The sequence below is a fragment of the Pseudomonas sp. LAIL14HWK12:I1 genome (assembly GCF_003202095.1).
Lineage (GTDB): Bacteria > Pseudomonadota > Gammaproteobacteria > Pseudomonadales > Pseudomonadaceae > Aquipseudomonas > Aquipseudomonas monteilii.
Map to the genome: position 1 here is coordinate 253,901 of NZ_QJKG01000004.1, position 26,124 is coordinate 280,024.

21 protein-coding genes are annotated in these 26,124 nt (G+C 62.4%); 8 read left to right on the forward strand and 13 right to left on the reverse strand.

All coding sequences use genetic code 11. The features are described 5' to 3' along the window. Positions 1 to 109: 109 nt before the first annotated feature. From D906_RS13150 to ttgA, 3 genes are read right to left on the reverse strand one after another with little or no spacing between them, the layout of a single operon-like run. Positions 110 to 1,564: an AdeC/AdeK/OprM family multidrug efflux complex outer membrane factor gene (locus tag D906_RS13150; RefSeq protein WP_016713642.1), complete on the reverse strand. Its 1,455-nt coding sequence runs from the start codon at positions 1,562 to 1,564 to the stop codon at positions 110 to 112. Continuing rightward, positions 1,561 to 4,713, reverse strand: a complete 3,153-nt coding sequence (ttgB, locus tag D906_RS13155; protein ID WP_025753922.1) for a multidrug efflux RND transporter permease subunit TtgB — start codon at positions 4,711 to 4,713, stop codon at positions 1,561 to 1,563. The genes D906_RS13150 and ttgB overlap by 4 nt, the downstream gene beginning before the upstream one ends. Positions 4,714 to 4,716: 3 nt before the next feature. Next, the gene (gene ttgA, locus D906_RS13160; protein WP_019097259.1) at positions 4,717 to 5,871 is read right to left on the reverse strand and encodes a toluene efflux RND transporter periplasmic adaptor subunit TtgA; all 1,155 of its coding nucleotides are present in this window, start codon (positions 5,869 to 5,871) and stop codon (positions 4,717 to 4,719) included. Positions 5,872 to 6,128: 257 nt separating this feature from the next. On the opposite strand from ttgA, the gene ttgR reads away from it, so the two are divergent. Next, complete coding sequence (gene ttgR, locus D906_RS13165; protein WP_019097258.1) at positions 6,129 to 6,761, forward strand: efflux transport transcriptional regulator TtgR; 633 nt, start codon at positions 6,129 to 6,131, stop codon at positions 6,759 to 6,761. Positions 6,762 to 6,844: 83 nt separating this feature from the next. On the opposite strand, the gene D906_RS13170 is transcribed toward ttgR, so the two are convergent. Continuing rightward, a complete protein-coding gene (locus D906_RS13170) occupies positions 6,845 to 8,296 on the reverse strand; it encodes an MDR family MFS transporter (RefSeq protein WP_027615397.1) in 1,452 nt (483 codons plus the stop codon). A 361-nt stretch (positions 8,297 to 8,657) separates the two neighbouring features. Here D906_RS13170 and D906_RS13175 point away from each other — a divergent pair, with 361 nt between their 5' ends. Beyond that, positions 8,658 to 9,527: an oxaloacetate decarboxylase gene (locus D906_RS13175; protein ID WP_016713647.1), complete on the forward strand. Its 870-nt coding sequence runs from the start codon at positions 8,658 to 8,660 to the stop codon at positions 9,525 to 9,527. A gap of 257 nt (positions 9,528 to 9,784) precedes the next feature. Here D906_RS13175 and D906_RS13180 read toward each other — a convergent pair whose 3' ends face one another. Beyond that, on the reverse strand, positions 9,785 to 10,690 hold the full coding sequence (locus tag D906_RS13180; protein WP_019097257.1) for a LysR family transcriptional regulator: 906 nt from the start codon (positions 10,688 to 10,690) through the stop codon (positions 9,785 to 9,787). A 102-nt stretch (positions 10,691 to 10,792) separates the two neighbouring features. Between D906_RS13180 and D906_RS13185 the strand changes: the two genes are divergently transcribed. Beyond that, positions 10,793 to 11,668, forward strand: coding sequence for an MBL fold metallo-hydrolase (locus D906_RS13185; RefSeq protein ID WP_016713649.1), 876 nt, complete (start codon positions 10,793 to 10,795; stop codon positions 11,666 to 11,668). Positions 11,669 to 11,695: 27 nt separating this feature from the next. Next, positions 11,696 to 12,310: an NAD(P)-dependent oxidoreductase gene (locus tag D906_RS13190; protein ID WP_016713650.1), complete on the forward strand. Its 615-nt coding sequence runs from the start codon at positions 11,696 to 11,698 to the stop codon at positions 12,308 to 12,310. A 36-nt stretch (positions 12,311 to 12,346) separates the two neighbouring features. Here D906_RS13190 and D906_RS13195 read toward each other — a convergent pair whose 3' ends face one another. Then, positions 12,347 to 13,222 (reverse strand): LysR substrate-binding domain-containing protein, encoded by an 876-nt coding sequence (locus D906_RS13195; RefSeq protein WP_016713651.1) that lies wholly within the window; start codon positions 13,220 to 13,222, stop codon positions 12,347 to 12,349. Positions 13,223 to 13,336: 114 nt separating this feature from the next. Here D906_RS13195 and D906_RS13200 point away from each other — a divergent pair, with 114 nt between their 5' ends. Further along, a complete protein-coding gene (locus D906_RS13200) occupies positions 13,337 to 14,974 on the forward strand; it encodes a 5-guanidino-2-oxopentanoate decarboxylase (RefSeq protein WP_019097255.1) in 1,638 nt (545 codons plus the stop codon). Positions 14,975 to 15,047: 73 nt separating this feature from the next. Here D906_RS13200 and D906_RS13205 read toward each other — a convergent pair whose 3' ends face one another. Next, entirely contained in the window at positions 15,048 to 15,968 is a 921-nt protein-coding gene (locus D906_RS13205) for an AraC family transcriptional regulator (RefSeq protein WP_025753919.1), read from the reverse strand. Positions 15,969 to 16,170: 202 nt separating this feature from the next. Here D906_RS13205 and D906_RS13210 point away from each other — a divergent pair, with 202 nt between their 5' ends. Together D906_RS13210 and D906_RS13215 are read left to right on the forward strand one after the other, a co-directional pair. Further along, complete coding sequence (locus tag D906_RS13210; protein WP_025753918.1) at positions 16,171 to 16,464, forward strand: putative quinol monooxygenase; 294 nt, start codon at positions 16,171 to 16,173, stop codon at positions 16,462 to 16,464. Positions 16,465 to 16,480: 16 nt separating this feature from the next. Beyond that, entirely contained in the window at positions 16,481 to 16,747 is a 267-nt protein-coding gene (locus D906_RS13215) for a hypothetical protein (RefSeq protein ID WP_016713655.1), read from the forward strand. On the opposite strand, the gene D906_RS13220 is transcribed toward D906_RS13215, so the two are convergent. Together D906_RS13220 and D906_RS13225 are read right to left on the reverse strand one after the other, a co-directional pair. Further along, positions 16,748 to 17,353: a flavin reductase family protein gene (locus tag D906_RS13220; protein WP_016713656.1), complete on the reverse strand. Its 606-nt coding sequence runs from the start codon at positions 17,351 to 17,353 to the stop codon at positions 16,748 to 16,750. Positions 17,354 to 17,470: 117 nt separating this feature from the next. Further along, positions 17,471 to 17,758 (reverse strand): hypothetical protein, encoded by a 288-nt coding sequence (locus D906_RS13225; RefSeq protein WP_027615398.1) that lies wholly within the window; start codon positions 17,756 to 17,758, stop codon positions 17,471 to 17,473. A 342-nt stretch (positions 17,759 to 18,100) separates the two neighbouring features. Here D906_RS13225 and D906_RS13230 point away from each other — a divergent pair, with 342 nt between their 5' ends. Then, the gene (locus D906_RS13230; RefSeq protein WP_019097251.1) at positions 18,101 to 18,853 is read left to right on the forward strand and encodes a membrane protein; all 753 of its coding nucleotides are present in this window, start codon (positions 18,101 to 18,103) and stop codon (positions 18,851 to 18,853) included. A gap of 164 nt (positions 18,854 to 19,017) precedes the next feature. On the opposite strand, the gene D906_RS13235 is transcribed toward D906_RS13230, so the two are convergent. The 4 genes from D906_RS13235 to bglX all read right to left on the reverse strand — a co-directional run bounded on the left by D906_RS13235 (position 19,018) and on the right by bglX (position 26,059). Beyond that, positions 19,018 to 20,337, reverse strand: coding sequence for an MFS transporter (locus tag D906_RS13235; RefSeq protein WP_016713659.1), 1,320 nt, complete (start codon positions 20,335 to 20,337; stop codon positions 19,018 to 19,020). 257 nt (positions 20,338 to 20,594) lie between these two features. Next, positions 20,595 to 21,929, reverse strand: coding sequence for a sigma-54 dependent transcriptional regulator (locus D906_RS13240; RefSeq protein ID WP_019097250.1), 1,335 nt, complete (start codon positions 21,927 to 21,929; stop codon positions 20,595 to 20,597). Then, complete coding sequence (locus D906_RS13245) at positions 21,923 to 23,680, reverse strand: ATP-binding protein (RefSeq protein WP_019097249.1); 1,758 nt, start codon at positions 23,678 to 23,680, stop codon at positions 21,923 to 21,925. Before D906_RS13245 ends, D906_RS13240 begins: the two co-directional genes overlap by 7 nt. An 87-nt stretch (positions 23,681 to 23,767) precedes the next feature. Next, positions 23,768 to 26,059 (reverse strand): beta-glucosidase BglX, encoded by a 2,292-nt coding sequence (gene bglX, locus D906_RS13250; protein ID WP_027615399.1) that lies wholly within the window; start codon positions 26,057 to 26,059, stop codon positions 23,768 to 23,770. Positions 26,060 to 26,124: the final 65 nt, after the last annotated feature.

The window sequence follows — 26,124 nt, forward strand, 5'->3', positions numbered from 1 at the left end:
AAGCGGAATGGGGCGATAATCGAACGGAATGTTCCGGTTGGTTAATTAATTTCCTCCGGCAAATAAAAAGCCCACCGCAAGGGTGGGCCTGATGCTGTTACATCACCAGTCAGCTTTTCGGTACGTCCACCGATGCCTGCTGATTGGCCTGCCCGGTCTGCTCATACCAGCCACCACCGAGCGCCTTGTACAGGTTGACCTCGCTGGTCAGCTGCGACAGGCGGTCGGTGATCAGCGATTGTTGGGCACTGAACAGGTTGCGCTGGGCATCGAGGAAGGTCAGGTTGCTGTCGATCCCGATGCGGTAGCGGCGTTCGGCCAGGCGGTAGTAGTCCTGGTTCGCCTGCACCAGGTCACGCTGTGCCTGCAGTTGCTCTTCGAAGGTTTTTCGTGCCGCCAGGCCATCGGAGACTTCCTGGAAGGCGGTCTGGATGGTTTTTTCGTACTTGGCGACGTTGATGTCCTTCTGGATCTTCGAGTAGTCCAGGCTGGCCTTCAGGCTGCCGGCGTTGAAGATCGGCAGGTTGATCTGCGGCTGGAACAGCCAGGTGCCCTGGCCGCCCGAGAACAGGTGGCCCATGTCGGGGCTCAGGCTGCCAGCGTTGGCCGTCAGGCTGATGCTCGGGAAGAACGCTGCGCGGGCGGCGCCAATGTTGGCGTTGGCGGCCTTGAGCAGGTGCTCGGCTTCCTGGATGTCCGGGCGACGCTGGAGGATGTCCGATGGCAGGCCGGCTGGCACTTCGGCCAGTTGGTCGGCATCGAGCTGCAGCGGCTTGGCCAGGTCGGCCGGAATACCGGTGCCCAGCAACACGGTCAGGCTGTTGACGTCCTGGGCGACCAGGCGCTGGTACTGCGAGTACTTGACGCGGGCGCCTTCCACGGCGGTGCGCGCCTGGCTGACATCCAGTGCCGAAGCCACGCCGACTTCGTTGCTGCGACGGGTGAGGTTGTAGCTTTCCTCGTAGGTCTTCAGCGTTTCTTCGGTCAGCTTGAACAGCGCCTGATCGGCCTGCCAGGTGTAATAGGCGTTGGCCACGCTGGCCACCAGGGCGATCTGCGTGGAGCGGCGCGCCTGCTCGCTGGACAGGTAGGTTTCCAACGCCTGCTCGGTGAGGCTGCGCACACGGCCGAACAGGTCCAGCTCATAGGCACTGACGCCCAAGGTGGCCGAGTACTGGCTGGTGATGCCCGATTCACCGGTCTGCGACATGTTTGCCGGCACGCGCTGGCGGCTGCCGCTGCCGGTGGCCGAAACCGCCGGGAACAGGTCGGCACGCTGGATGCGGTATTGCGCGCGGTAGGCGTCGATGTTCAACGCGGCGACGCGCAAGTCGCGGTTGTTGACCAGCGAGGTCTGGATCAGCTGCTGCAGTGCCGGGTCGTGGAAGAACTGGCGCCAGCCCTGTTCGGCGGCGGCAACGTCTGCCGACTGGGTCGGCGAGTACGCAGGGCCTTGCGGCCACTGCGCTGCCACCGGCGATTCCGGGGTCTGGTAGTCGGGAATCAGCGAGCAGCCGCCAAGAATGAAAGCGGTTACCGCCAGGGACAACAAAGACTTGGTCATTGCCCAGCCTCATAACGTGGAGTTTCAGGGGTGACGTCTTTTTCCGGCTCTTTGCTGCCGAACAGCGACGACACTGCGACGAAGAATAGCGGTACCCAGAAGATAGCCAGCACGGTCGCACTGATCATGCCACCGATCACGCCGGTACCAATGGCGTGCTGGCTGCCGGCACCGGCGCCACTGGCGATGGTCAACGGTACCACGCCGAGGATGAACGCCAGCGAGGTCATGATGATCGGGCGCAGACGCATGCGGCACGCTTCGATCGCCGCGTCGTACAGGCTGCGGCCTTGCTCGTGCAGTTCCTTGGCGAACTCGACGATCAGAATGGCGTTTTTCGCCGCCAGGCCGATGGTGGTCAACAGGCCGACCAGGAAGTACACGTCGTTGGACAAGCCGCGCAGGCTGGTGGCGATCAGGGCACCGATGATACCCAGCGGTACTACCAGCACTACGGCGATCGGGATCGACCAGCTTTCGTACAGGGCGGCCAGACACAGGAACACGAACAGTACCGAGAGGGCGAACAGCGCCGGCATTTGCGAGCCGGAGAGTTTTTCCTCGTAGGACATGCCGGTCCAGGAGAAGCCAATGCCGCTTGGCAGTTCGCCAGCAATGCGCTCGACCTCGGCCATGGCTTCACCGGTACTGTAGCCCGGCGCTGGCGCACCCAGGATTTCCATCGCCTCGACACCGTTGTAGCGCGACAGCTTCGGCGAACCGTAGGTCCACTCGCCCTTGGCGAAGGAGGAGAACGGCACCATCTCGCCAGCGCCATTGCGCACGTACCACTTCTGCAGGTCTTCCGGGCTCATCCGGGCGTTTGGTTCGCCCTGGATGTACACCTTCTTGACCCGGCCACGGTCGATGAAATCGTTGACGTAGCTGGCACCCAAGGCAATCGACAGGGTGTTGTTGATGTCGGCGATGGTCACGCCCAGGGCGCTGGCACGTTCGTCATCGATGGTCAGTTGGTACTGCGGCTCGTCGTTCAGGCCGTTAGGGCGTACGGCACTGAGGATCTTGCTTTGTGCAGCCTTGGCCAGGAACTGGTTGCGCGCTTCCATCAGCTTCTCGTGGCCGACACCGCCGCGGTCCTGCAGGAACACGTCGAAGCCGGTGGCGTTACCCAACTCCAGTACTGCTGGCGGGGCGAAGGCGAACACCATTGCATCGCGGAAGGTGAAGAAGTGCTGTTGGGCACGTTGGGCCAAGGCGAACACGCTGTTCTCCTTGGAGCGCTCGTCCCAAGGCTTGAGCATGATGAACGCCATGCCCGAGCTCTGGCCGCGACCGGCGAAGTTGAAGCCGTTGACGGTGAACACGGAGGATACGGTGTCGGCTTCTTCCTTCAGCAGGTACTCACGCATCTGGTCGACCACCACCTGGGTACGCTCGGCACTGGAACCGGCCGGGGTCTGTACCTGGGCGAACAATACGCCTTGGTCTTCCTCAGGCAGGAAGGCGGTAGGAATACGGGCGAACAGCCAGATCATGCCAACCACGATCAGGGCATAGGCCAGCAGGAACGGCACCTTGTTGCGCAGGATGGTACCAACGCTGCGTTCGTAGCCGGTTACGCTGCGGTCGAAGTTGCGGTTGAACCAGCCAAAGAAGCCACGCTTGGCCACATGGTGCTCGCCCTTCTTCAGCGGCTTGAGCATGGTGGCGCACAGGGCCGGGGTGAAGATAAGCGCCACCAGCACCGACAGGCCCATGGCCGAGACGATGGTGATGGAGAACTGCCGGTAGATCACCCCCGTGGAACCACCGAAGAACGCCATGGGCAGCAGTACCGCCGACAGCACCAGGGCAATACCCACCAGGGCACCCTGGATCTGCTCCATCGAGCGCTTGGTCGCTTCCTTGGGCGGCAGGCCTTCCTCGGACATTACCCGCTCGACGTTCTCCACCACGACGATGGCGTCGTCCACCAGCAAGCCGATGGCCAGGACCATGGCGAACATGGTCAGGGTGTTGATGCTGAAGCCCGCAGCGGCCAGGATGCCGAAGGTACCCAGCAACACCACCGGAACGGTCATGGTGGTGATGATGGTGGCGCGGAAGTTCTGCAGGAACAGGTACATCACCAGGAACACCAGGACCACGGCTTCGATCAGGGTGTGGATCACGCCGCTGATCGATTCGGTGACCACCGGGGTGGTGTCATACGGGAATACGGCTTTCACCCCCGGCGGGAAGAACGGTTCCAGGTCGGCGATGGTCTGGCGCAGCGCCTTGGCGGTGTCCAAGGCGTTGGCGCCGGTTGCCAGTTTTACCGCCAGGCCGGAAGCCGGCTTGCCGTTGAACTGGGCGCTGACCGCGTAGTTTTCGCCGCCCAGGCCTACCTGGGCGACATCACCCAGACGCACCTGCGAACCATCGCTGTTGACCTTGAGCAGGATCTTTTCGAACTGCTCGGCAGTCTGCAGACGGGTCTTGCCGATGATGGTGGCGTTCAGCTGGGTACCCGGCAACGCTGGCAGGCCGCCGAGCTGACCGGAAGACACCTGCACGTTCTGCGCGGCCACGGCGGTCTTGACGTCGACCGGGGTCAGCTGGAACTTGTTCAGCTTGGCCGGATCGAGCCAGATACGCATGGCGTACTGGGCACCGAACACCTGGAAGTCACCCACGCCCGCAGTACGCGAGATCGGGTCCTGCATGTTGGAGACGATGTAGTTGGCCAGGTCGTCCTTGGTCATGCTGCCGTCTTCGGACACCAGGCCGATCACCAGCAGGAAGTTTTTAACGGCCTTGGTAACGCGGATACCTTGCTGCTGCACTTCTTGCGGCAGCAGCGGGGTGGCCAGGTTCAGCTTGTTCTGGACTTGCACCTGCGCAGTGTCGGCGTTGGTGCCTTGTTCGAAGGTAGCGGTAATGGTCATGCTGCCGTCGGAGTTACTTTCCGACGACACATAACGCAGGTTGTCGATACCGTTGAGCTGCTGCTCGATCACCTGTACCACGGTGTCCTGCACGGTTTGCGCCGAGGCGCCCGGGTAGGTCACGGCGATGGCGATGGCCGGCGGCGCGATGCTGGGGTACTGGTTGATCGGCAACTTCAGGATCGACAAGGCGCCGACCAGCATGATCACCAAGGCGATCACCCAGGCGAAGATCGGGCGATCGATAAAGAACTTCGACATGGTTTACTCCGCTTTGGCGTCTGCTTTCGCCGCGTTGGCCTGATCAGGGCTGGCCGGCTTCTTGACGTTGGTGGCTTCGCTGACCTTCACTTCGACGCCCGGGCGCACGTACTGCAGCCCTTCGGTGATCAGGCGGTCACCCGGGTTGAGGCCTTCCTCGATCAGCCAGTCGCTGCCCAGGGTACGGTTGGCCTTGAGCTGGCGCAGCTCGACCTTGTTCTCCTGGTTGACCACCAGCGCGGTCGGCGCGCCTTTGAGGTCGCGGGTCACGCCCTGTTGCGGCGCCAGGATGGCGTTGGCGTTGACACCGGCCTTCAGCCGCGCATGCACGAACATGCCAGGCAGCAAGGTGTGGTCGGGGTTGGGGAAGATGGCGCGCAGGGTGACCGAGCCGGTGGTCTCGTCAACCGCGACTTCGGAGAACTCCAGACGACCTTCCTGCTTGAACAGGCTGCCGTCTTCCAGCACCAGCTGTACCGAGGCGGTGTTGTCGCCGGCCTTCTGCAACTGGCCGCTTTCCAGGTCACGGCGCAGCTTGAGCAGCTCGGCGGTGGACTGGGTGACGTCGACGTAGATCGGGTCGAGCTGCTGGATGGTGGCCATGGCGTTGCTCTGGCCATTGCTCACCAGCGCACCTTCGGTGACCGAAGAACGGCCGATACGGCCACTGATCGGTGCCAGCACCTTGGTGTAGCGCAGGTCGATCTGGGCGCTTTTCAGCGAAGCCTCGGCCTGCAATCGTTTGGCATTGGCGTCGTCGTATTCCTGTTTGGAAACGGCTTGCTCGTCGATCAGTTGCTTGTAGCGCTCGGCCAGCGAGCGGGTAGCCTGCAGGTTGGCCTGGGCATTGGCCAGGGTGGCTTCGTACACGGCAGGGTCGATCTGGTAGAGCTGCTGGCCTTCCTTGACCTCACTGCCTTCCTTGAACAGGCGCTTGAGGATAATGCCGTTGACCTGCGGGCGCACTTCGGCGACGCGGTAGGCACTGGTACGCCCCGGCAATTCCGAGGTCAGGGTGAAGGCTTGGGGCTGGATGGTCACGACGCCGACCTGAGGAGCCTGCGCCGCTGGCGCTGCTTCTTCTTTCTTACAGCCACTGAGCAGGGTTGCCAGGGCGACGGCGGAAACCAGAGCGGTAACGGCTGGCTTGAATTGCATGAGGATCCTCGGGTCGCTGGAGCAGGGAGACGCTCAAGAGTAGTGGAAGTGTCTTGATCTGGAAAAGTTGCTATCCGGTGGATAAATAGCTTGCTAAGGAATATACTTACATTCATGGTTGTTTGTAAATACCGCTGAGTTGTACTGAGGTACCGCCACAGCCCTTGATTAGCTCATCCGCGAGGCCCCCTGCAGAGGTGCCCCCGGAGCGTTCCCCGTACGCGCTGCGCGTTCGGTCCAGATGAGGTTGTACTGCCATGGTCCGTCGAACCAAAGAGGAAGCCCAGGAAACCCGCGCCCAGATCATCGAGGCGGCGGAAAAGGCCTTCTACAAGCGCGGGGTTGCGCGAACCACCCTGGCCGACATCGCCGAACTGGCGGGTGTGACGCGCGGGGCGATCTACTGGCACTTCAACAACAAGGCCGAACTGGTGCAGGCGCTGCTCGACAGCCTGCACGAGACCCATGACCATTTGGCGCGGGCCAGCGAAAGCGAGGACGAAGTCGACCCGCTTGGCTGCATGCGCAAGCTGTTGTTGCAGGTGTTCAACGAGCTGGTGCTCGATGCCCGAACCCGGCGTATCAATGAAATCCTGCATCACAAGTGCGAGTTCACCGATGACATGTGTGAAATTCGCCAGCAGCGCCAGGGCGCGGTGCTGGATTGCCACAAGGGCATCACCCTGGCGCTGGCCAATGCCGTGCGCCGGGGCCAATTGCCTGGCGAGCTGGATGTCGAGCGCGCGGCGGTGGCCATGTTTGCCTATGTCGATGGCCTGATCGGGCGCTGGCTGTTGCTGCCTGACAGTGTCGATCTGTTGGGTGATGTCGAACAATGGGTCGACACCGGGTTGGATATGCTGCGCTTGAGCCCGGCGCTGCGCAAATGACACTTTGTTAAGGATTGTGAGGGAGTGTTTCCCCTTTGTATTAAGCGGGGATTAAAGGCTGGGCCGGCGGGTGGCCCAGTGCCTCAGCGCCCCCGCAGTTGCCGGTCGGGCAATGCCACTGCTGCTGCCAGCCCGAGCACCGCAATCAGGGCACTCCCCATCAGCAAATGACGGAATGTTTCAGTCAGGCGCGCCTGTGTCACCAAGTCCACTTCACCGGCCTTCAGGCTCCCTAGCAACGGGTTACCCAGCATTTCAAATCCGCCCTGATGCAGCAGCGCCAGCAACAGGCTGGACATGCAGGCCACGCCCATGGCCCCGCCCAGCGAACGGAAAAGGTTGGTGGTACTGGTGGCCACACCAATGTCTTTGCTTTCCACCGCGCTTTGCGTGCCCACCAGCGATGTCGGGAACTGCAGCCCGCAGGCGATGCCGGTCAGCAGCATGAACAGCGCGCTGAGCAAAGCCGATTGTGGCGGCGTCAGCGCCATGGCGAAAATGGCCACGGGCATCAACAATGCACCGGCCAGGATCTGCGGCTTGTAGCGCCCCGTGCGGCTGGTCATGCGACCGCCGGTGAAGGCGCCAAGGGGCAGGCCCATGGCCAGTGGCAACAGGTGCAGCGCGGCGCTGTCGGCGCCACCACCCGTGATGCCCTGGTAGCGCAACGGCATGAGCATCGTCAGGGAAATCGACTGGAAGCTGGCGAAAAAGATCACCCCCCAGCACAGCACCGCCACCCGATTGCTGAACAGGCCCAAGGGCAATAGCGGCTCCGGGCAGCGCCGCTCATGTGCGATGAACAACGCAAGGCCCAGTACAGCGCAGGCGAACAGGGCCAGTACGGCAGGATCAATCCAGGCGTGGCCCTGACCGACCAAGGTGATGCCCAGCAACAAGCTGCCCAGGCCGAGGATCAGCAGCACGGCACCGAGGTAATCCACCTGGGCCTCGCGGCGTTGCGCCGGCATGCCACCGAGGGCACGGCGGATCGCCCACAAGGCAACCAGCCCCAGCGGCAGGTTGATCCAGAATACCCAGCGCCACGACAAGTACTCGGTCAGCCAGCCGCCCAGCACTGGCCCGGCTACGCTGGCCACGGCGTACATGCTGCTGAAATAACCTTGGTAGCGGCCGCGCTCACGCGGTGGCACGAAATCGCCGATGATCGCCTGGCTGACCGAGACCATGCCGCCCGCGCCAATGCCTTGCAGTACACGGGCCAGCACCAGCTGTTGCATGTCCTGGGCCATGGCGCACGCGATGGAGGCCAGGGTGAACAGGCTGATACCGGTCAGGATCATCCGCCGCCGCCCGTACAGATCGCCCAGTTTGCCGTAGATCGGCACGGCCACGGTCATCGCCACCATGTAGCCGGAGATGACCCAGGCCAGCAGGCCGACATCGTTGAACTGGGCCGAGATTGCCGGCAGCGAGACAGCGACGATGGTCTGGTCCAGTGCGCCGAGGAAAATGGCCAGCATGAGAGCGGTGAGCACGTTGCGCAGGGTGGTGGGGGGCAGGGCGGCGGTCACGGGAATACCTTGTCTGTCTGTTACGGCCTCTTTGGGCAAGTCGGATTGTAACCTGAGTTAGGTAGCTTCCTATGTACTATCTGCATCCCCTATGCCGAATCGGCATTGGCGCATTCATCCAGTGCTGCATGGCTGCGTGATATCGTTGGTATGCCACAGAGGCTGAAATTCGCGGCCCGCACCAGCTTGGTGCAACATTCTGCCGCAGGTTTTTCAGTGTGCTGTCTCCCACACCTTTTATTCCTCTGCCTGCATGTCGAGCATGACCGCCCAGATGGCGACGGTTGGAACAGGTCAGGTAGACCCGATTACAGGGGTCGGTAGTTACCGTTCAAATTTCAACTCAAATTGCGGAGTGATCATGCCCAAGGCTTCCCATCAAGATCTGCGTTTTGCCTTCCGCGAGCTGCTCGCTTCAGGTTCCTGTTACCACACTGCATCGGTGTTCGACCCGATGTCGGCGCGCATTGCCGCAGACCTCGGCTTCGAGGTCGGTATCCTCGGTGGTTCCGTTGCTTCGTTGCAGGTATTGGCCGCGCCGGACTTTGCCCTCATTACCCTCAGCGAGTTCGTCGAACAAGCCACCCGTATTGGCCGGGTAGCGCAGCTGCCGTTCCTGGCTGACGCCGACCATGGCTATGGCAACGCATTGAACGTGATGCGCACGGTGATCGAGCTGGAGCGCGCCGGCGTGGCTGCGCTGACCATCGAGGACACCCTGCTGCCCGCCCAGTTCGGGCGCAAGTCCACCGACCTGATTCCGGTCGAGGAGGGCGTTGGCAAGATTCGTGCGGCGCTGGAGGCGCGGGTCGATTCGTCGTTGTCGATCATTGCCCGCACCAACGCAGGCGTGCTCACCACCGAAGAAATCATCGTGCGCACCCAGAGTTACCAGAAAGCCGGTGCCGATGGTATCTGCATGGTGGGGGTAAAAGACTTCGAGCAGCTTGAGCAAATTGCCGAGCACCTGACCGTACCGCTGATGCTGGTCACCTATGGCAACCCGAACCTGCGCGATGACGAGCGCCTGGCGCGCCTGGGCGTGCGTATCGTGGTCGATGGTCACGCGGCCTACTTTGCTGCCATCAAGGCCACCTACGACTGCCTGCGCCTGCAACGTGGCCAGCAGAACAAGTCGGAAAACCTCAGCGCGACCGAACTCTCGCACACCTACACCCAGCCCGAGGACTACATCCGCTGGGCCAAGGAATACATGAGCGTGGAAGAGTGACCGGCGGCGCGCCGTCAACTCAACGGACGGCGCTCAAGGTTGCGGTGTGAGGCACGCAATGTGCCTGCTCGCAGCTGTTGGCGGCACTGGGCTGGCTGCGTAGCAGCTCGGCGCGCCAACAGGCTGAGCCGTACAGCCCTGCGACAGCAGTCAGGGCCATGACAAGGGCGACTCTTCTTGATTTGATGCCCATGGTACTCACCTCCTGTTACAGCGACAGGTGATACCTTTAATCGTAGGTCATTTCTCACGTTACATCACAGATCCCGGTCCCACTCGGGTTCGTCCTTGAACCGCTGCACCAGAAAATCCAGCATGCTGCGCAAGGTGGGCGGCATGTGCTTGCGTGACGTGTACACCGCATTCAGGTTCAGTTCGCGGGGCTTTGCCTCGGGCAGCAGGCGCACCAGTTCGCCCCGGCGCAGGGCATCGGCGGCCTGGTAGGTTGGCAGCATGGCGATACCCGCGCCAGCCAGCGCGGCCTTTTGCAATGTCATGGCTTCGTTGGCACTGATGTTCCCTGTTATCGGCACGGCGATCTGTTGGCCGCCCACCTCGAAATGCCACAGGCTATGGCCGAAATAGGCATGGGTCAGGCAGTTGTGCCGGCTCAGTTCTTCGACCCGCTGCGGCGTGCCATGCTCAAGCAGGTAGGCGGGGGACGCACACACCACCGAGCGGCATATGCTCAGGCGCCGGGCGATCAGGTTGGGGTCCAGGTCGTTGCTGGTGCGGATGGCCAGGTCGATACGCTCATCCACCAGGTTGACGGTACGGTCGAGCATCTGCAGTTCCACCTTCACGCCTGGGTAGCGCCGCACATAGGCAGCCACCGCATCCACCAGTTGCGCCTGGCCAAAGGACGTACTGACGCTGATGCGCAATGCGCCCTTGGGCGCGTCATCTGGCTGTTGCACGGCAGCCTGCAGGTCACCGGCCAACTCCAGCAACTGCCGACAGCGTGGCAGGGTTTCCTGGCCGGCGGCGGTGAGGCTGAGCTTGCGTGTGGTGCGCTGCATCAGGCGCGCGCCCACCCAGTCTTCCAGCTCTGCCAGATAGCGCGACACCACCGGCCGCGATAGCTGCAAATGATCCGCCGCTGCCGACTGGCTGCCCAGGTCGACGACGGTGACGAAAACGCGCATGGCGTTGAGACGGTCCATGATTTGCCCGGTTTCAGAAACAAACTATGTTCGAGCATCGCATTTTTTGTCATGGATCGGGCAACTAAGCTGGTGGCCAACGTTATCTGGAAGGCGTTGCCAATGTCCCTGTTCACTCCCTTGCGCGGCCTGCTGCTGGCCTGCGTTACCCTGGCCGGCCCGGCGCTGGCCGCCGAACCCTTGAAGCTGGAAGTCTACAACCCTGGGCATGAGGCCATCTTCCCGGTCAGTTCGGTGATTGTCAGTGGCGAGCACGATGCCGTGCTGGTCGATGCCCAGTTCGGTAAGGCCCAGGCCCAGCAACTGGTGCAGCGCCTGCGAGCTGGCGGCAAGCACCTGACTACCATCTATATCAGCCACGGTGACCCGGATTACTACTTCGGCCTGGACACCCTGACAAACGCTTTCCCCGACGCCAAGGTGCTGGCCTCGGCCGCCACTGTCGCGCATATCCGTCAGACCATGGACGCCAAGCTGGCGTACTGGGGCCCGCAGATGGGGGCGGACAAACCGGCACGGCTGGTGTTGCCACAGGTACTGGAAGGCAACCGATTGACGCTGGAAGGGCAGGCCCTTGAGGTGGTTGGCCTTGACGGTCCGCAACCAGACCGCAGCTTTGTGTGGATCCCGTCGATCAAGGCGGTGGTCGGCGGCGTTGTGGTGTCCGAGCACATTCATGTGTGGATGGCCGATACCCAGACGGCCCAGTCGCATGCCGACTGGCTCGGCACCCTGGCGCACATCGAAGCGCTGGCGCCGCGTACGGTCATCCCGGGTCATTACCTGAGGGACAGCAGCCGCTCGCTGGAGGCTGTGCGTTTCACGGCGAACTACATTCGTGACTTCGATGCCGAAACGGCCAAGGCAAAAGACGCGGGTGCCTTGATCGAGGCGATGAAGCAGCGTTACCCGGGCCTGGCCGATGAAAGCTCCCTGGAGCTGGGAGCCAAGGTCGCCAAGGGCGAGATGAAGTGGTAATTCCGTTCAATTGATGGAGAGTATCCCATGAGCAAGATCGCAATCATTGGTGCCACTGGTCGTGCTGGCAGCCAGTTGCTGGAAGAGGCCCTGCGCCGTGGCCACAGTGTATTGGCCATCGCCCGTGACCCTTCGAAACTGGAGGGCCGGGAAGGCGTGACCGTCAAGGCGTTGGATGCCAAGGACAGCGCGGCCCTGCAGGCCGCGGTCGCGGGCGTGGATGCCGTGCTGAGCGCCGCGCATTTCTCGACCATTGAGCCGCACGCGATCATCGAGCCGGTCAAGCGGGCCGGGGTCAGGCGCTTGCTGGTGGTAGGCGGTGCGGGCAGCCTGCTGTTGCCGTCGGGGCACCGGGTGATCGACAGCCCGGACTTCCCGGAAGCCTACAAGGCCGAGGCGACTGCAGGCGTGCGCTTTTTGGAGGCGTTGCAGCGGGAGCCGAACCTGGACTGGACCTTCCTGTCGCCATCGGCGGAGTTCGTTGAAGGTGAGCGCAGTGGGCGGTACACGCTGGGCAAGGATTATCTGCTGATTGGTGCAGACGGCAAAAGCTGGATCACCTTCGCCGACTTTGCGATTGCCTTGATCGATGAGCTGGAAAAGCCGGCGCATACGCGGCAGCGTTTTACCGTCGGGTATTGAGTCACCCCCTTCGCGGGCACGCCCGCGAAGAGGCCTTCATAGGCTGGCCTGGCTCTCCAGCCAGTCCAGCAATTCCACCAACCCCGGCGGCAAGCTCCTGGCCTGGCTCACCAGGTAGTACGCCTTACCGGTCATCACCTTCAGCGCAAATGGCATGCATAGCCGCCCCCCGCGCAGGTCATCACCAATCAGCGACCAGTCGCCAATCGCCACTCCGGTCCCCTGCGAGGCCATGGCCATTGCCATGTCCAGCGTCTCGAAGTGCTGCTTGGGCCCATGAGCGGCCAACGTCACCCCGGCCGCCTGCAACCACAACCGCCAGTCATGCTCGTCCCGCGAGGGGTGCAGCAACATGTGCCGCGACAGGTCATCCACCTGCCGCAAGGGTATTGGCCCGTCGCATAGCGACGGCGCACACACCGGCGTCAGCTGTTCATCGAACAACTTGCGCACCTGTAACCCGTGGTTCGGCGTGTCGCCATAGACCACTGCCGCATCGAAGCCCTCCCGGCGAAAGTCCACCCCGTGCTGCACCGTAGTCGTCAGCTCCACCGGCACATCCGGGCGCAGTGCTTGCCACTCCATCAGGCGTGGCAGTAACCAACGCATCACGCAGGTGGGTGCCTTGAGCTGCAAGGTCGTGCTGCGTCCGCCCACCTCATTCACGCCTTGTTCGATCAGTGCGAACACCTGCTGCACCCGTGGCAGCCAATCCTGGCCTTCACGGGTCAGGCTCAGCCCACGGGCCTGACGCTGGAACAGCGCATACCCCAGGTGCTCCTCCAGGGCCGCGATCTGGCGACTGACGGCGCCTTGCGTGATGTGCAACTGTTGCCCGGCACGGGTGAAGTTGCAGTGCTGGGCGGTCACCAGAAAGGTGTACAGGGCGGGTAAGGGCGGTAGGCGTTTCATTGCGATAAGCCATGATTACAGGACATGGGTAGTATGTGTTTTTTTGCATTGTGGTGGTAGTCGTGGGTTGGGTCCAATAAGCACATAACCCAAGCAGATTCATGGTGAACCCTTATGGCAACGTGCGGCGAAGTACTGGTCAAACTCCTTGAAGGCTATGGCGTGGACCATGTCTTCGGCATTCCCGGTGTGCATACCGTGGAGCTCTATCGCGGGCTGGCGGGTTCGTCCATTCGACACATCACTCCGCGCCACGAGCAGGGTGCCGGGTTCATGGCTGACGGCTATGCGCGCACCCGTGGTAAACCCGGAGTGTGCTTCATCATCACCGGCCCAGGCATGACCAACATCACCACGGCGATGGGCCAGGCCTATGCCGATTCGATCCCGATGCTGGTGATTTCCAGCGTGCAGTCCCGTGACCAGTTGGGCGGTGGCCGTGGCAAGCTGCACGAGCTGCCCAACCAGGCGGCGCTGGTGTCGGGGGTGGCTGCGTTTTCCCACACCTTGATGAGTGCAGCAGACCTGCCGCAGGTGTTGGCCCGGGCATTTGCCGTGTTCGACAGCGCCCGACCACGCCCGGTGCATATCGAAATCCCGCTAGACGTGCTGGTCGAACCGGCCGATTTCCTGCTGCCGGGCCGGCCCGTGCGCGGTAGCCGTGCGGGGGCTGCCCCGCAAGCTGTAACACAGATGGCCGAGCGCCTGGCCGGTGCAAAGCGGCCGTTGATTCTGGCCGGCGGTGGCGCGTTGGCAGCCGGTGCTGCCTTGGCACGCCTGGCCGAACACCTTCAGGCACCGGTGGCGTTGACCATCAATGCCAAGGGTTTGCTGCCGGCCAGCCACCCGCTGCAAATCGGTTCGACCCAGTCGTTGCCTGCCACGCGGGCGCTCGTCGCCGAGGCCGACGTGGTGCTGGCGATCGGCACCGAATTGGCCGAAACCGATTATGACGTGACCTTCAAGGGTGGCTTCGAGATCCCGGGAAGCCTGCTGCGCATCGATATCGACCCGGACCAGACCGTGCGCAATTACCTGCCGGAGCTGGCGCTGGTGGCTGATGCCGAATTGGCCGCCGAAGCGCTGCTCGTTGCTTTGCAGGCTCAGCCGCAACCCGTGCGTGAAAGCACCTGGGGTGTGGCCCGGGTGGCCAACCTGCGCAAGGCTCTGGCGGCAGGCTGGGATCAGCCGACATTGAGCCAGACGCGTTTGCTGAGCGCCATTCTTGAGCGCCTGCCCAATGCCATTCTGGTGGGCGACTCGACCCAGCCGGTGTACACCGGCAACCTGACCCTGGACATGGATCAGCCACGTCGCTGGTTCAATGCCTCGACCGGCTATGGCACCCTGGGTTATGCGCTACCTGCGGCCATGGGCGCCTGGCTCGGGAGTGCGGAGCAAATCTGCCAGCGTGCGCCTGCCGTGTGCCTGATTGGCGATGGTGGTATGCAATTCACCCTGCCGGAGCTGGCCAGCGCGGTGGAGGCGCAGGTGCCGCTGATCGTGCTGCTGTGGAATAACCAGGGGTATGAGGAAATCAAGAAGTACATGGTCAACCGGGCGATCGAGCCGGTTGGCGTGGATATTCATACGCCGGACTTCATCGGCGTGGCGCGGGCGTTGGGGGCTGCGGCGGAGAATGTGACGAATGTGGCGCAGTTGCAGGCGGCGCTGGGGCAGGCGGTGGAACGCAAGGGGCCTACCTTGATTCAGGTTGACCAGAATCAGTGGCAAGGGACAGTTTTGGGTTGAAGTGAAGCTGTTGCCTGTACCGGCCCTTTAGCGGGCGAGCCCGCGAAGAGGCCGGTACAGCCACCAAAAAGTCCTAGACAGCAGTGGCTCTCAATCTGGCGACATCCCGAATCGGCGGCGCTCCATACAGCCTGCTGTACTCCCGGCTGAACTGCGATGGGCTTTCATACCCCACCCGATAAGCCGCCACCGCCGCCTCCAGCCCGTCATTGAGCATCAACCTGCGCGCCTCCTGCAGGCGCAGCTGCTTCTGGTACTGCAACGGGCTCATCGACGTCACGGCCTTGAAGCGGTGGTGCAGGGTCGAGGTGCTGAGGTTGACCTCCCGGGCCAGGTCCTCGATACGCAGCGGCTGTTGATAGTTGTTGTTGAGCCAGGTAATGGCCTGGCAAACCCGGTGCGTCTGGCTGTTGGCCAAGGCAATTTCGTACAGCCGATAACCCTGTGGCCCGCGCAACAAACGGTAGAGAATTTCACGGCGGAACAACGGCGCCAACATCGCGATATCGCGCGGCGTGTCCAGCAGTCGGATCAACCTCAGCAGGGCATCAAGCAATGGCGCATCGGTTCTGTCCACATACAAACCGCGGCCGGAAGGCCGGTTAGGCACCAGCATCGGCCCGCTCTCGGCAATCAGCTGGCTGATCTCTGCCGGGTCCAGGTCTATGCGCAACCCAAGGCTGGGGTGTTCGGGGCTGGCGTCGAGCTTTACGCCGCTCAGTGGCAAGGTTACCGAAACCACCATGTAGTGCAGCGGGTCGTAGGCATATTGTTCGTCACCGAGGAACAGGCTTTTGCTACCCTGGGCCAGGATGCACAGCGCGGGTTGAGCGAGAGTCGGCACCGAGCGCACGTTCTCGGTGTAGCGCACCAGGAACAAGCCATCGATGGCCGAGGCCGGGCCGTGGGGATCGCCGGCATGGCGGCGGATCAGTTCCGCAAGCTCCTGGCGCTGCAATTCCAGGGGCGGGTCGATGGGTGTCGGTGTGGTCATGGTGGATTTCCTCTGCTGACCGACGCAGCATAGGTTTGGGCAAGGACGGGCGCTAGTCGAAAGCTGCACGTCGATTGCCTGATCCTGTCGCGCTGCAGGATTAGGCAATCGGCATGCAGTAATGGCCTAACGCGTCGCGCGAGGTAGCCCCTAACCTTGGCAGCCTGGCTTTTCCGTCCGCCTGCTTCAAGGAGATTGTGCAATGACCTCAACACAACCGGTCACCCACCTTGCTTTCATCCGTGCCAGCAGCGGGCGCTCAGCCGAGTTGGGTGCGCGACTGCGTGACCTGCTCGAACCCTCGCTGCGGGCGCCGGGTTGCCTGAGTTTCACGGTGCAGCGCTCCCAGGCGGATGCCGACCTTTGGTTACTCAGCGGTAGCTGGCAGGACCAGCAGGCGATGAGTGGCTACTTTGCTTCGCCAACGTTGGAGGTGTTTGGCGAGCTGGTACAGGCACAGGTGGTCAGAAGCTTGGACCTGCATACCTTCGATTGATCAGTGATGGGGTAAAATGACCGCCTTGTTCAATCAAGTGGATAGCAACATGGCACGTAGGGAATTCCCGCATTTCGAAGCAGTTTCGGCAATGGTCCCGGTCGAGGGGGGCGGCTACAACGCGGCTATCGCGGTCAAGGCCTTGGGCATGGGCGGCGCGCCGCGTTTTCACAAGGTACTGGACGGGCAGGTGTTCAAGGGGGCCGTGGCCGCCGACGAAGCGGCTACGGCCGAGCTGCAACGCCTGCAAGGCGTAAGCGAAGAGGGCGAGCTGATCTGGTGATCAGGCCGGCGGGCGGGCCATCTTGAACAGGTTGCCCAGCTCGAAGTAGTCCGCCGGGCCACCGCCACGCAGGATCGGTTCGGCGGCAGCGGTGTCGTAGATGCCGTTTTTCAGCAGGTGCTCGGCAATGTGCACCGCCACCACTTCACCCAGGATCAGCCAGCTGGGCACCAGCGCCTGGTCTGCCCGCTTGAGCTGCACGATCTGGCTGACCTTGCACTCGAAGGCCACGGGTGTTTCCCCCACGCGCGGTACGTTGACGATGCTCGACGGCGTGGCAGTGAGGCCGCTCAATTCAAATTCGTTTACTTCGGCCGCAACCGGTGCGCAGCTCTGGTTCATCTGCTCAGCCAGCGGGCGGGTGGCCAGGTTCCAGACAAATTCGCCGGTCTGTTCGATGTTGTTCAGGCTGTCTTTGCGCCCGACGCTGCAGAAACCGATGATCGGCGGGATGTAGTTGAACGCGTTGAAAAAGCTGTAGGGCGCCAGGTTCAGGCGGCCTTCACGGTCTTGCGAGGAGATCCAACCGATGGGGCGGGGGCCGACGATAGCGTTGAACGGGTCGTGGGGCAGGCCGTGGCCTTTGGCGGGTTCGTAGTAATACATCTGTGCTGGGCTTGCTGGCCCACCTCCTGGGTTACGAGGTGCCTAGTGTGCCAAGCCTGTGCCCGTCTGCAAATGATCAAGCCCGGCGAAAGCCGGGCTGGGTGCACGCATCAGGGATCAGCTGATGCGGTGGGCGTTGGTGCGGTCGAAGCCGTCTTCGGCGAAGCGTTGGCCGCCAGTGCGGTCGAAACCGTCTTCGGCGAAGCGTTGGCCACCAGTGCGGTCGAAGCCGTCTTCGGCGAAGCGTTGGCCACCGGTGCGGTCGAAACCATCTTCAGCGTAGGTAGCGGACTGGCTCTGTACCGCTGCAAATGTGTGGGCGTTGGTACGGTCGAAGCCATCTTCGGCGTAAGCGCCAGCTGCGAAAACCGAGAGGGCCAGAGTAAGGATCAGTTTGTTTTTCATGGTCGTTGCTCCAAGGGCTACAGGGGTTGTTTGTTTCTATGGGTTTAATCCTACGCCGATTAATTTGATTAAAAAGCGCAAAAAATAGCGATTAAAAATCTAATTATTCGATGTATATAGGAGCGCTTTTCGTGAATCAGGCTGTGGCATCACCCAGGAGCCGCATGCCCGCGCGTTGTCGTTCTTTCAGCTATTTCAGCTTGAAGGGTGGGAATTAATGGGACGTTAAGAACGAAATATCTTGTTTCAAAGATTTATCAACGCTTTTTTCATGCATCACCAACCGATTTTTTAGGTAACGATCAGCACCATCGCCGCACCTCAAACTGGAGCGGTACAACAATGAACAAACTCCCGCAAATCACCTTGGCCTTCTGGGTCATGAAGATCTGCGCTACCACCCTTGGCGAAACGGCGGGCGACTTGCTGTCGATGACGCTGAACGTTGGCTATGCCGTCAGCTCGCTGCTGCTGATCAGCGTGTTCCTGCTGACGTTGCTCGGCCAACTCTACTCGCGCCGTTACCACCCAATGCTGTATTGGCTGGTGATCCTCTCCACCAGTACCGCCGGCACCACCATGTCCGACTTCATGGACCGCACTCTGGGCCTGGGTTATGCCACGGGGTCGGCCTTGCTCATCGGCATCCTGCTGCTGACCTTCCTGGTGTGGCGCCTGAGCGGCAACCCACTGGATGTCACCCGTATCAAGAACCGCACGGGCGAGCTGTTCTACTGGGTGGCGATCCTGTTTTCCAACACGCTTGGCACCGCTCTGGGCGATTACCTGGCCGATGATTCGGGGCTCGGTTTTGCTGGCGGCGCGTTGCTGATCGGCAGTGCCATTGCCTTGGTAGTGGTGGCCCGCTACTGGACGCGTATTCCAGGCGTTGTGCTGTTCTGGGTGGCGTTCGTGCTTACCCGTCCGTTTGGCGCCACGCTGGGCGATGTCCTGACCAAACCCCATGAAAAGGGGGGCCTGGACTTTGGCACGGTCGGATCTTCGGCTGTGCTGGGCGGGGTGTTGCTGGTGCTGGTGCTGATGGCCAGTTGGTACCAGCGCCGTGAGCCGCGTCAGGCGTTGGAGATGTCCTGAGCCAGGTTTCAGGCGCTGGTGAGACGATTAATTGAGCTATTCGGCTCACATGATGAGCCGAATAGGATTAATCATTGGCTCATCGAATCACATCATGCATTCACAATGCATGAAAAAAGGGCGCCCGAAACGGTGCGCCCTTCTTCATTGCGGCAGGTTCAAACTCACTCAGTAGTAATCCGCGAGTGCTGTTTGGTGTCTTTCATGGTTGCGTATACCAGCAGCGAACAGGCGATACAGGCAGTGACGTACCAGTAGAAGCCGCTTTCCATACCTGCGCTCTTGAACCACAGGGCCACGTATTCGGCGGTGCCGCCGAAGATGGACACGGTCAGGGCGTACGGCAGGCCCACGCCCAGAGCGCGGATTTCCGTCGGGAACAGCTCTGCCTTGACCACGGCATTGATCGAGGTGTAGCCGCTGACGATGATCAGCGCGGCCATGATCAGGAAGAACGCGCCCCACCAGGTCTGGATGGTGTGCAAGGTGCTGAGGATAGGGACGGTGAACAGGGTGCCGAGCACACCGAAGGCGATCAGGATCGGGCGACGGCCGATCTTGTCGGACAGCCCACCAATCAACGGCTGCAGGCACATGAACAGGAACAGCGTGGCGGCCGAGATGGTGGTCGAGTCGCTGATGCTCATGCCCACGGTGTTGACCAGGTACTTCTGCATGTAGGTGGTGTAGGTGTAGAAGGCCAAGGTGCCGCCCATGGTCAGGCCGACCACGGTCATCAGCTCTTTGGGGTGGCGCATAAGGGTGCGCATCAGGCTTTCCTTGGCCTTTTCCTTCTTGGTGAAGGAGGCGGTTTCTTCCATGCCGCGACGCAGGTACAGGGCCACCACGGCGCACAGCGCACCGATCACGAACGGCACGCGCCAGCCCCAGGCGTACAGCTGCTCGGTGGTCAGGGTCTGCTGCAGGATGATCAGTACCGCCAGGGCAATGAGTTGCCCGGAGATCAGGGTCACGTACTGGAAGCTGGAGAAGAAACCACGGCGGTCCTTGCTGGCCATTTCGCTGAGGTAGGTGGCCGAGGTGCCGTATTCACCACCCACCGACAGGCCCTGCATCAGGCGCGCGATCACCAGCAGGATCGGTGCGGCGACACCGATGGTTTCGTAGCCCGGGGTCAGGGCGATGACCAGCGAGCCTGCGCACATCAGCAGTACCGAGGCCATCAATGCAGCTTTGCGGCCCTTGCGGTCGGCGTACAGGCCCATCAGCCAGCCACCGATCGGGCGCATCAGGAAGCCCACGGCGAAAATCGCGGCGGTGTTGAGCAGTTGTGCGGTGGAGTCGCCGGCCGGGAAGAAGGCCTTGGCGAAGTACAGCGAGAATGCGGCGTAGACGTACCAGTCGTACCATTCGACCATGTTGCCGATGGACCCGCTGAAGATCGACTTCAGGCGGCTGGCGGTGGTTTTTTCCGCGGCGGGCGCAGTGGCCGCCCCGGCGGGCAGGGAGGTGGCGTTATCCATCAGAGATACCTTCTCGTTGTTTTTGTGTGGAGCGCGCCGTGGCGCAGCTTGCCAAGGCAATAGCAGAAGGTGTGCCAAATGGTGGCAGGGTGATTCATTTGAAGGCGTTGCGAGTTTCTTGAGCCCCGAAATAGACGGCTTTGAACGGCCCTTGTAGGAGCGGCCAGGTGTCGCGACGGGCTGCAAAGTAGCCCCAAAATCTCACAAGAATAAGCGGAAACCCGCCTATCTCCAGTCGTTCATAAGCGGAAATCCGCTCATTCTCGCTCGACAAAATCCTCGCGCACCAACCCGTGCCGCTGCATCTTTTCATTAAGCGTGCGCCGCGGCAGCTGCAAGGTCTCCATCACCGCCTTGATCTCGCCCCCATGCTGTCGCAACGCTGCGCGCAGGCATTGCGCCTCGAACGCCTCCATCTGCTCGCCCAGCGATTGCCCGGCAGGCGCTACCTCGATGTTCGGCGAACCTAGCCCCAACGCGTGCCGCTCCGCCGCATTGGCCAGCTCGCGAACATTACCTGGCCAGTCATGCGACAGCAGTTGTGCCAGCTGTGCCCCCGACAGCGGCGGTGCGCAGCGCCCAAGCTTTTCGCCTGCTGCACGGGCAAAGTGTTCGAACAGCAGCGGAATGTCCTCACGCCGCTCACGCAACGGCGCGAGGCGCAATTCGGCCACGTTCAGGCGGTAGGCCAGGTCTTCGCGAAAACGCCCGGCACGGGCCTCGTCGAGCAGGTCGGGCTTGGTCGCGGCAATGATTCGCAAGTCGATGCTGATGCTCTGGTTAGCCCCCAAACGCTCCAGTTTCTGCTCCTGGATCACCCTTAGCAGCTTGGCCTGTTGCGCCAGTGGCATGCTCTCGATTTCGTCGAGGAACACCGTGCCACCGTTGGCGTACTCCAGTTTGCCGATGCGCTTGCCTTGGGCGCCGGTGAAGGCACCGCTTTCATGGCCGAACAGTTCGGCTTCGAACAGCGCTTCGGGGATGGCCGCGCAGTTGAGGGCAACGAATGGTTTGCCGGCGCGCGGGCCAAAATCGTGCAGGCAGCGGGCGACCCGCTCTTTGCCGCTGCCGGTTTCACCACGAATCAGCACGTTGACTGGCAGGCCGGCCAGGTCCAGCACCTGCCGGCGCAGTTGCTGCAGGCCCTGGGACATCCCCAGCAGTGTGCCTTCCAGGCGTGACTTGAGGTCAGCCTGTTCGTGCAGCCGACGGTTTTCAAGGACCAGCTGGCGCTTTTCCAGTGCCCTGCGCAGGCTACCCAGCAGGTGCTGCGGGGTGAAGGGTTTTTCCAGGAAGTCATAGGCCCCGTTGCGCATGGCTTCTACTGCCATGGGCACATCACCGTGGCCGGTCAGCAGGATCACGGGCAGGTCGGGGTCGTCCGCCTGCAGGCGCTCGAGCAATTGCAGGCCGTCCATGCCTGGCATGCGCACATCGCTGATGATCACCCCCGGGAAGTGCCGTGGCAGGTGTGCCAGGCATTCTTCAGCCCGAGCGAACAGCTGCACAGTGAAGCCGGACAGGCTCAGCCATTGCTCGACGGCAGTACGGATGCTGGCTTCATCGTCGACGACGATCACTGAATTCAACATACAGGCTCCAGGTCACGGGGCAGGGTAAGGCTCAGGCGTGCGCCACCAGGTACGTTTTCGGCCCGCAGTTGGCCACCGGCCTCGTGGACGATGCCGTAGGAAATGGCCAGGCCCAGGCCCAGCCCTTCACCCACCGGTTTGGTGGTGAAGAACGGGTCGAACACCTTGGCCAGGTCGGCCTCGGCAATGCCGCCACCTGAATCCAGCACGCTCAGGCGCCACAGCTCGCCATCTGGCTCGATGCGCACCTCCAGGCGTTTGTAGCGCTTGTCGGCCATGGCGTCGAGGGCATTGCGCAGCAGGTTGATCAGCACTTGCTCCAGACGAATGGCATCGCCGCGTACCCAGGCCGGGCGTGCCAGGTACAAGGCCACCTCGACCTCTTCACTCCGGATGCGGGTTTCCAGCAGGTGCAAGGCCTGGTCGACCACGGTGGCCAGATCGAGGCGCTCGCGCAGGCCGACCGGGCTGTTGCGGGCAAAGGTTTTCAGGTGGCTGGTCAGTGCGGCCATGCGTGTGAGCATTTGCTCCAGCGGTTCGAGGGCCTGGCGCGCTTCGTCGTAACGGCCGTGGTCCAGCAGCAGCCGTAGGGTTTCCAGTTGCATGCGCTGGGTGGTCAGCGGCTGGTTGATTTCGTGGGCCATGGCGGCCGACATCTGCCCGAGGGCGGCCAGTTTGGCCGACTGCACCAGCCCCTCCTGGGCGGTGCGCAACTCACGGGTGCGTTCTTCGACCTGGCGTTTGAGCTCTTGCCGGCTGCGCTGGCGCAGGCGGGCCAGGCGCAGGCGCTGGCTGACGAACAGGGCGGCGAACACCAAGCTCAGCCACACGGCTGCGGCGCCCAAGGCGGCATTGCGGCCATCGGCGGCCACCTGTGGCTTGCGCAACAGGTGCAAGGTCCAGTGGTCACCTTCCAGCGGCAGGCTTTCCCACAGGTACTCGGCACTGCCCTGCGGGCCTTCCACGCGGCTAAGGGTGCTGTACTCGGCAAAACGGGTCAGCACCTGGTGCTGCAGGGGCACCAGCGGCTGTTTGTCGTACTGGCGTGTTTCAGCCAGCTCGGCACGGTCGGCACCACTCAGCGGCTGGAGCTCGCGGTAGCGCCAGCCATCCTGGTTGGCGATGAAGGTGATGCCACGGGCGTCGCTGACCAGCAGGATATCGCTGCCCTGGCGCCACTCGCGTTCCAGCTCGGGGAACTCCAGCTTGACCACCATGGCACCGAGAAAGCGGCCATGCTCGTCATTTACCGCGCTGGCGAGGAAGTAGCCCGGTACGCCACTGGTTACGCCCACGGCGTAGAAGCGGCCACTGCCTTGGCTGCGGGTTTGCTTGAAATAGGGGCGGAAACCGTAGTTGGAGCCGACGTAGCTACTGGGCAGCCGCCAGTTGCTGGCGGCAATGGCCAGGCCGGTGCGGTCGAGCAGCTCAAGGGTGGAGGAATTGGCCGCGCCATTGATGCGTTCCAGCTTGCGGTTCAGGGCGTCCTGCACCTGTTCATTGACCGGGCCGCGCAGGGCGGCGATCAGTTCCGGGTCCAACGCCAGTACAGCGGGCAGGGCGCGGTAGCGGTCGATCAGAGTGTGCAGGCCATTGGCGTACAGCCCCAGTTGCTGACTGGCACGCCGGGCGTCGTCTTCCATGGCCTGGCGCTTGGCCTGGTGCATGGCCCAGCCGGCACTGAGAGCGGTGCCCAGCAGGATGAGCAAGGTGATCAGCCCCAGACGCAGGGCGCGAAAGGAAAAGGGCATTGGGGCGGATCCGGAATATTTGGGGATCGGGGCCGGCCCTTTCGCAGGTCTACCTGCGAAAGGGCCGGTACAGGCGGCCGGTTTCAGTTACAGCAGTTCAAAGCTCTGCTGTTGCACCGCCTGGGAGTCCAGCCCTACCTGGACATTGAACTCACCTGGCTCGGCAACCCGCTGCAGCTGGCCATTGTAGAACCTCAGGTCATCCTCGTTGATGCGGAAGGTCAAGGTCCGCGACTCACCCGGCTTGAGCATCAGCTTCTGGAAGTTTTTAAGTTCCTTGACGGGGCGGCTCATCGAAGCCGACACATCTTGCAGGTACAGCTGCACCACGGTCTCGCCGGCCACCTTGCCGGTATTCTTCACCGTCACCTTGGCCTCCAGGTTGTCACCGCGCTTGAGGTCCTTGTGCGACAGCTTCAAGCCGGACAGCTCGAAGCTGCTGTAGCTCAGGCCATAGCCGAACGGGTACAGCGGGCCGTTAGGCTCTTCGAAGTACTGCGAGGTGTAGTTACCCGGCTTACCCGGCGTGAACGGCCGGCCAATGCGCGTGTGGTTGTAGTACATCGGGATCTGCCCGACCGAACGCGGGAAGGTGATTGCCAGCTTGCCGGATGGGTTGTAGTCGCCAAACAGCACGTCGGCGATGGCATTGCCGCCCTCGGTACCGGCGAACCAGGTTTCGAGGATGGCGTCGGCCTGCTCGCGTTCCCAGCCGATCGACAGCGGCCGGCCGTTCATCAATACCAGTACCAGCGGCTTGCCGGTCGCCTTCAGGGCCTTGATCAGCTCACGCTGGCTGGCTGGAATTTCCAGGGTGGTGCGGCTGGACGACTCGTGGGACATGCCACGCGACTCGCCGACAACCGCTACGACCACGTCGGACTGCTTGGCAGCCTTCACGGCTTCGTCGATCAGCACCGCAGGCGGGCGTGGGTCGTCGACGATTTCCGGTGCGTCGAAGTTGAGGAAGTTCAGGTAATCGAATATCGCCTTGTCGCCGGTGACGTTGGAGCCTTTGGCGTAGACCAGCTTGGCTTTGCCTTCTACGGCGCGGCGCAAGCCTTCACGCACTGTCACCGAGTGCACGGGTTTGCCGTCGGCGGCCCAGCTGCCCATCATGTCGATCGGTGCATCGGCCAGCGGGCCGACCAGGGCGATGGTGCCGGCTTTTTTCAGTGGCAGGGTCTGGTTGTGGTTTTCCAGCAGTACCAGGCTGCGGCGGGCCACATCGCGCGCGGCTTCACGGTGCAGGCGGTCGTTGCCGTAGTAGTCTTTCAGGTCGGTTTCGGCCTTGCCGATGCGCACGTAAGGGTCCTTGAACAGGCCCATGTCGTACTTGGCTCCGAGTACTTCGCGCACCGCCTGGTCCAGCTCGCCCTGGGTCACTTCACCGGACTTCAGCAGGCCTGGCAGCTCTTCGCCGTACAGGGTGTCGTTCATGCTCATGTCGATGCCGGCCTTGATCGCCAGCTTGGCGGCTTCGCGACCGTCCCGGGCGACACCGTGGCGGATCAGTTCCTGGATGGCGCCATGGTCGCTGATGGTCACACCCTTGAAGCCCCACTCCTTGCGCAGCAGGTCGTTCATCAGCCAGGTGTTGGAGGTGGCCGGCACGCCGTTGATCGAGTTCAGTGCCACCATCACCCCGCCGGCACCGGCGTCGAGGGCGGCGCGGTAGGGCGGCAGGTAGTCGTTGTACATCTTCGGCAGGCTCATATCGACCGTGTTGTAGTCGCGCCCGCCTTCCACGGCGCCGTACAGGGCGAAGTGCTTGACGATGGCCATGATGCTGTCGGGGTTGGCCGGGCTGCTGCCCTGGAACGAGCGCACCATCACCTGGCCAATCTTCGAGGTCAGGTAGGTGTCTTCACCAAAGCCTTCACTGGTGCGGCCCCAACGTGGGTCGCGGGCAATATCGACCATGGGGGCGAAGGTCATGTCCAGGGCGTCGGCCGAGGCTTCGATGGCGGCGGTGCGGCCAACCTTGGCCACGGCGTCCATGTCCCAGGTGGCGGCCATGCCCAGGCCGATCGGGAAGATGGTGCGCTCGCCGTGGACGGTGTCGTAGGCGAAGAACATCGGGATCTTCAGGCGGCTGCGCATGGCCGCGTCCTGCATCGGGCGGTTTTCGGGCGCGGTGCGTGAGTTGAAGGTGCCGCCGATGCGGCCGGCGGCGATTTCCTCACGAATCTTGTCGCGAGGCATTTCCGGGCCGATGCTGATCAGGCGCAACTGGCCGATTTTCTCGGCTTCGGTCATCTGGCTGATCAGATGGTCGATGAACGCCTGCTTGTCCTGCAGGGGCGGGGCGTTGGGGGCGGCGAGGGCCGCCTGACTGGCAAGGCCCATGGCCAGGCCCAGCAAAGACAATTTCATCATCAATTCCGTTGTGGGGCCTCTGCCGTATCCAGCGGTGATACGTGCGCGGCCGAAGTTTTCAGGCG

Bases quoted from the DNA above. Each gene is read 5' to 3' on its own strand.
- D906_RS13150 (WP_016713642.1), bottom strand. From the start codon at position 1,564: ATGACCAAGTCTTTGTTGTCCCTGGCGGTAACCGCTTTCATTCTTGGC.
- ttgB (WP_025753922.1), bottom strand. From the start codon at position 4,713: ATGTCGAAGTTCTTTATCGATCGCCCGATCTTCGCCTGGGTGATCGCC.
- ttgA (WP_019097259.1), bottom strand. From the start codon at position 5,871: ATGCAATTCAAGCCAGCCGTTACCGCTCTGGTTTCCGCCGTCGCCCTG.
- ttgR (WP_019097258.1), top strand. From the start codon at position 6,129: ATGGTCCGTCGAACCAAAGAGGAAGCCCAGGAAACCCGCGCCCAGATC.
- D906_RS13175 (WP_016713647.1), top strand. From the start codon at position 8,658: ATGCCCAAGGCTTCCCATCAAGATCTGCGTTTTGCCTTCCGCGAGCTG.
- D906_RS13180 (WP_019097257.1), bottom strand. From the start codon at position 10,690: ATGGACCGTCTCAACGCCATGCGCGTTTTCGTCACCGTCGTCGACCTG.
- D906_RS13185 (WP_016713649.1), top strand. From the start codon at position 10,793: ATGTCCCTGTTCACTCCCTTGCGCGGCCTGCTGCTGGCCTGCGTTACC.
- D906_RS13190 (WP_016713650.1), top strand. From the start codon at position 11,696: ATGAGCAAGATCGCAATCATTGGTGCCACTGGTCGTGCTGGCAGCCAG.
- D906_RS13195 (WP_016713651.1), bottom strand. From the start codon at position 13,222: ATGAAACGCCTACCGCCCTTACCCGCCCTGTACACCTTTCTGGTGACC.
- D906_RS13200 (WP_019097255.1), top strand. From the start codon at position 13,337: ATGGCAACGTGCGGCGAAGTACTGGTCAAACTCCTTGAAGGCTATGGC.
- D906_RS13205 (WP_025753919.1), bottom strand. From the start codon at position 15,968: ATGACCACACCGACACCCATCGACCCGCCCCTGGAATTGCAGCGCCAG.
- D906_RS13210 (WP_025753918.1), top strand. From the start codon at position 16,171: ATGACCTCAACACAACCGGTCACCCACCTTGCTTTCATCCGTGCCAGC.
- D906_RS13215 (WP_016713655.1), top strand. From the start codon at position 16,481: ATGACCGCCTTGTTCAATCAAGTGGATAGCAACATGGCACGTAGGGAA.
- D906_RS13220 (WP_016713656.1), bottom strand. From the start codon at position 17,353: ATGTATTACTACGAACCCGCCAAAGGCCACGGCCTGCCCCACGACCCG.
- D906_RS13225 (WP_027615398.1), bottom strand. From the start codon at position 17,758: ATGAAAAACAAACTGATCCTTACTCTGGCCCTCTCGGTTTTCGCAGCT.
- D906_RS13230 (WP_019097251.1), top strand. From the start codon at position 18,101: ATGAACAAACTCCCGCAAATCACCTTGGCCTTCTGGGTCATGAAGATC.
- D906_RS13235 (WP_016713659.1), bottom strand. From the start codon at position 20,337: ATGGATAACGCCACCTCCCTGCCCGCCGGGGCGGCCACTGCGCCCGCC.
- D906_RS13240 (WP_019097250.1), bottom strand. From the start codon at position 21,929: ATGTTGAATTCAGTGATCGTCGTCGACGATGAAGCCAGCATCCGTACT.
- D906_RS13245 (WP_019097249.1), bottom strand. From the start codon at position 23,680: ATGCCCTTTTCCTTTCGCGCCCTGCGTCTGGGGCTGATCACCTTGCTC.
- bglX (WP_027615399.1), bottom strand. From the start codon at position 26,059: ATGATGAAATTGTCTTTGCTGGGCCTGGCCATGGGCCTTGCCAGTCAG.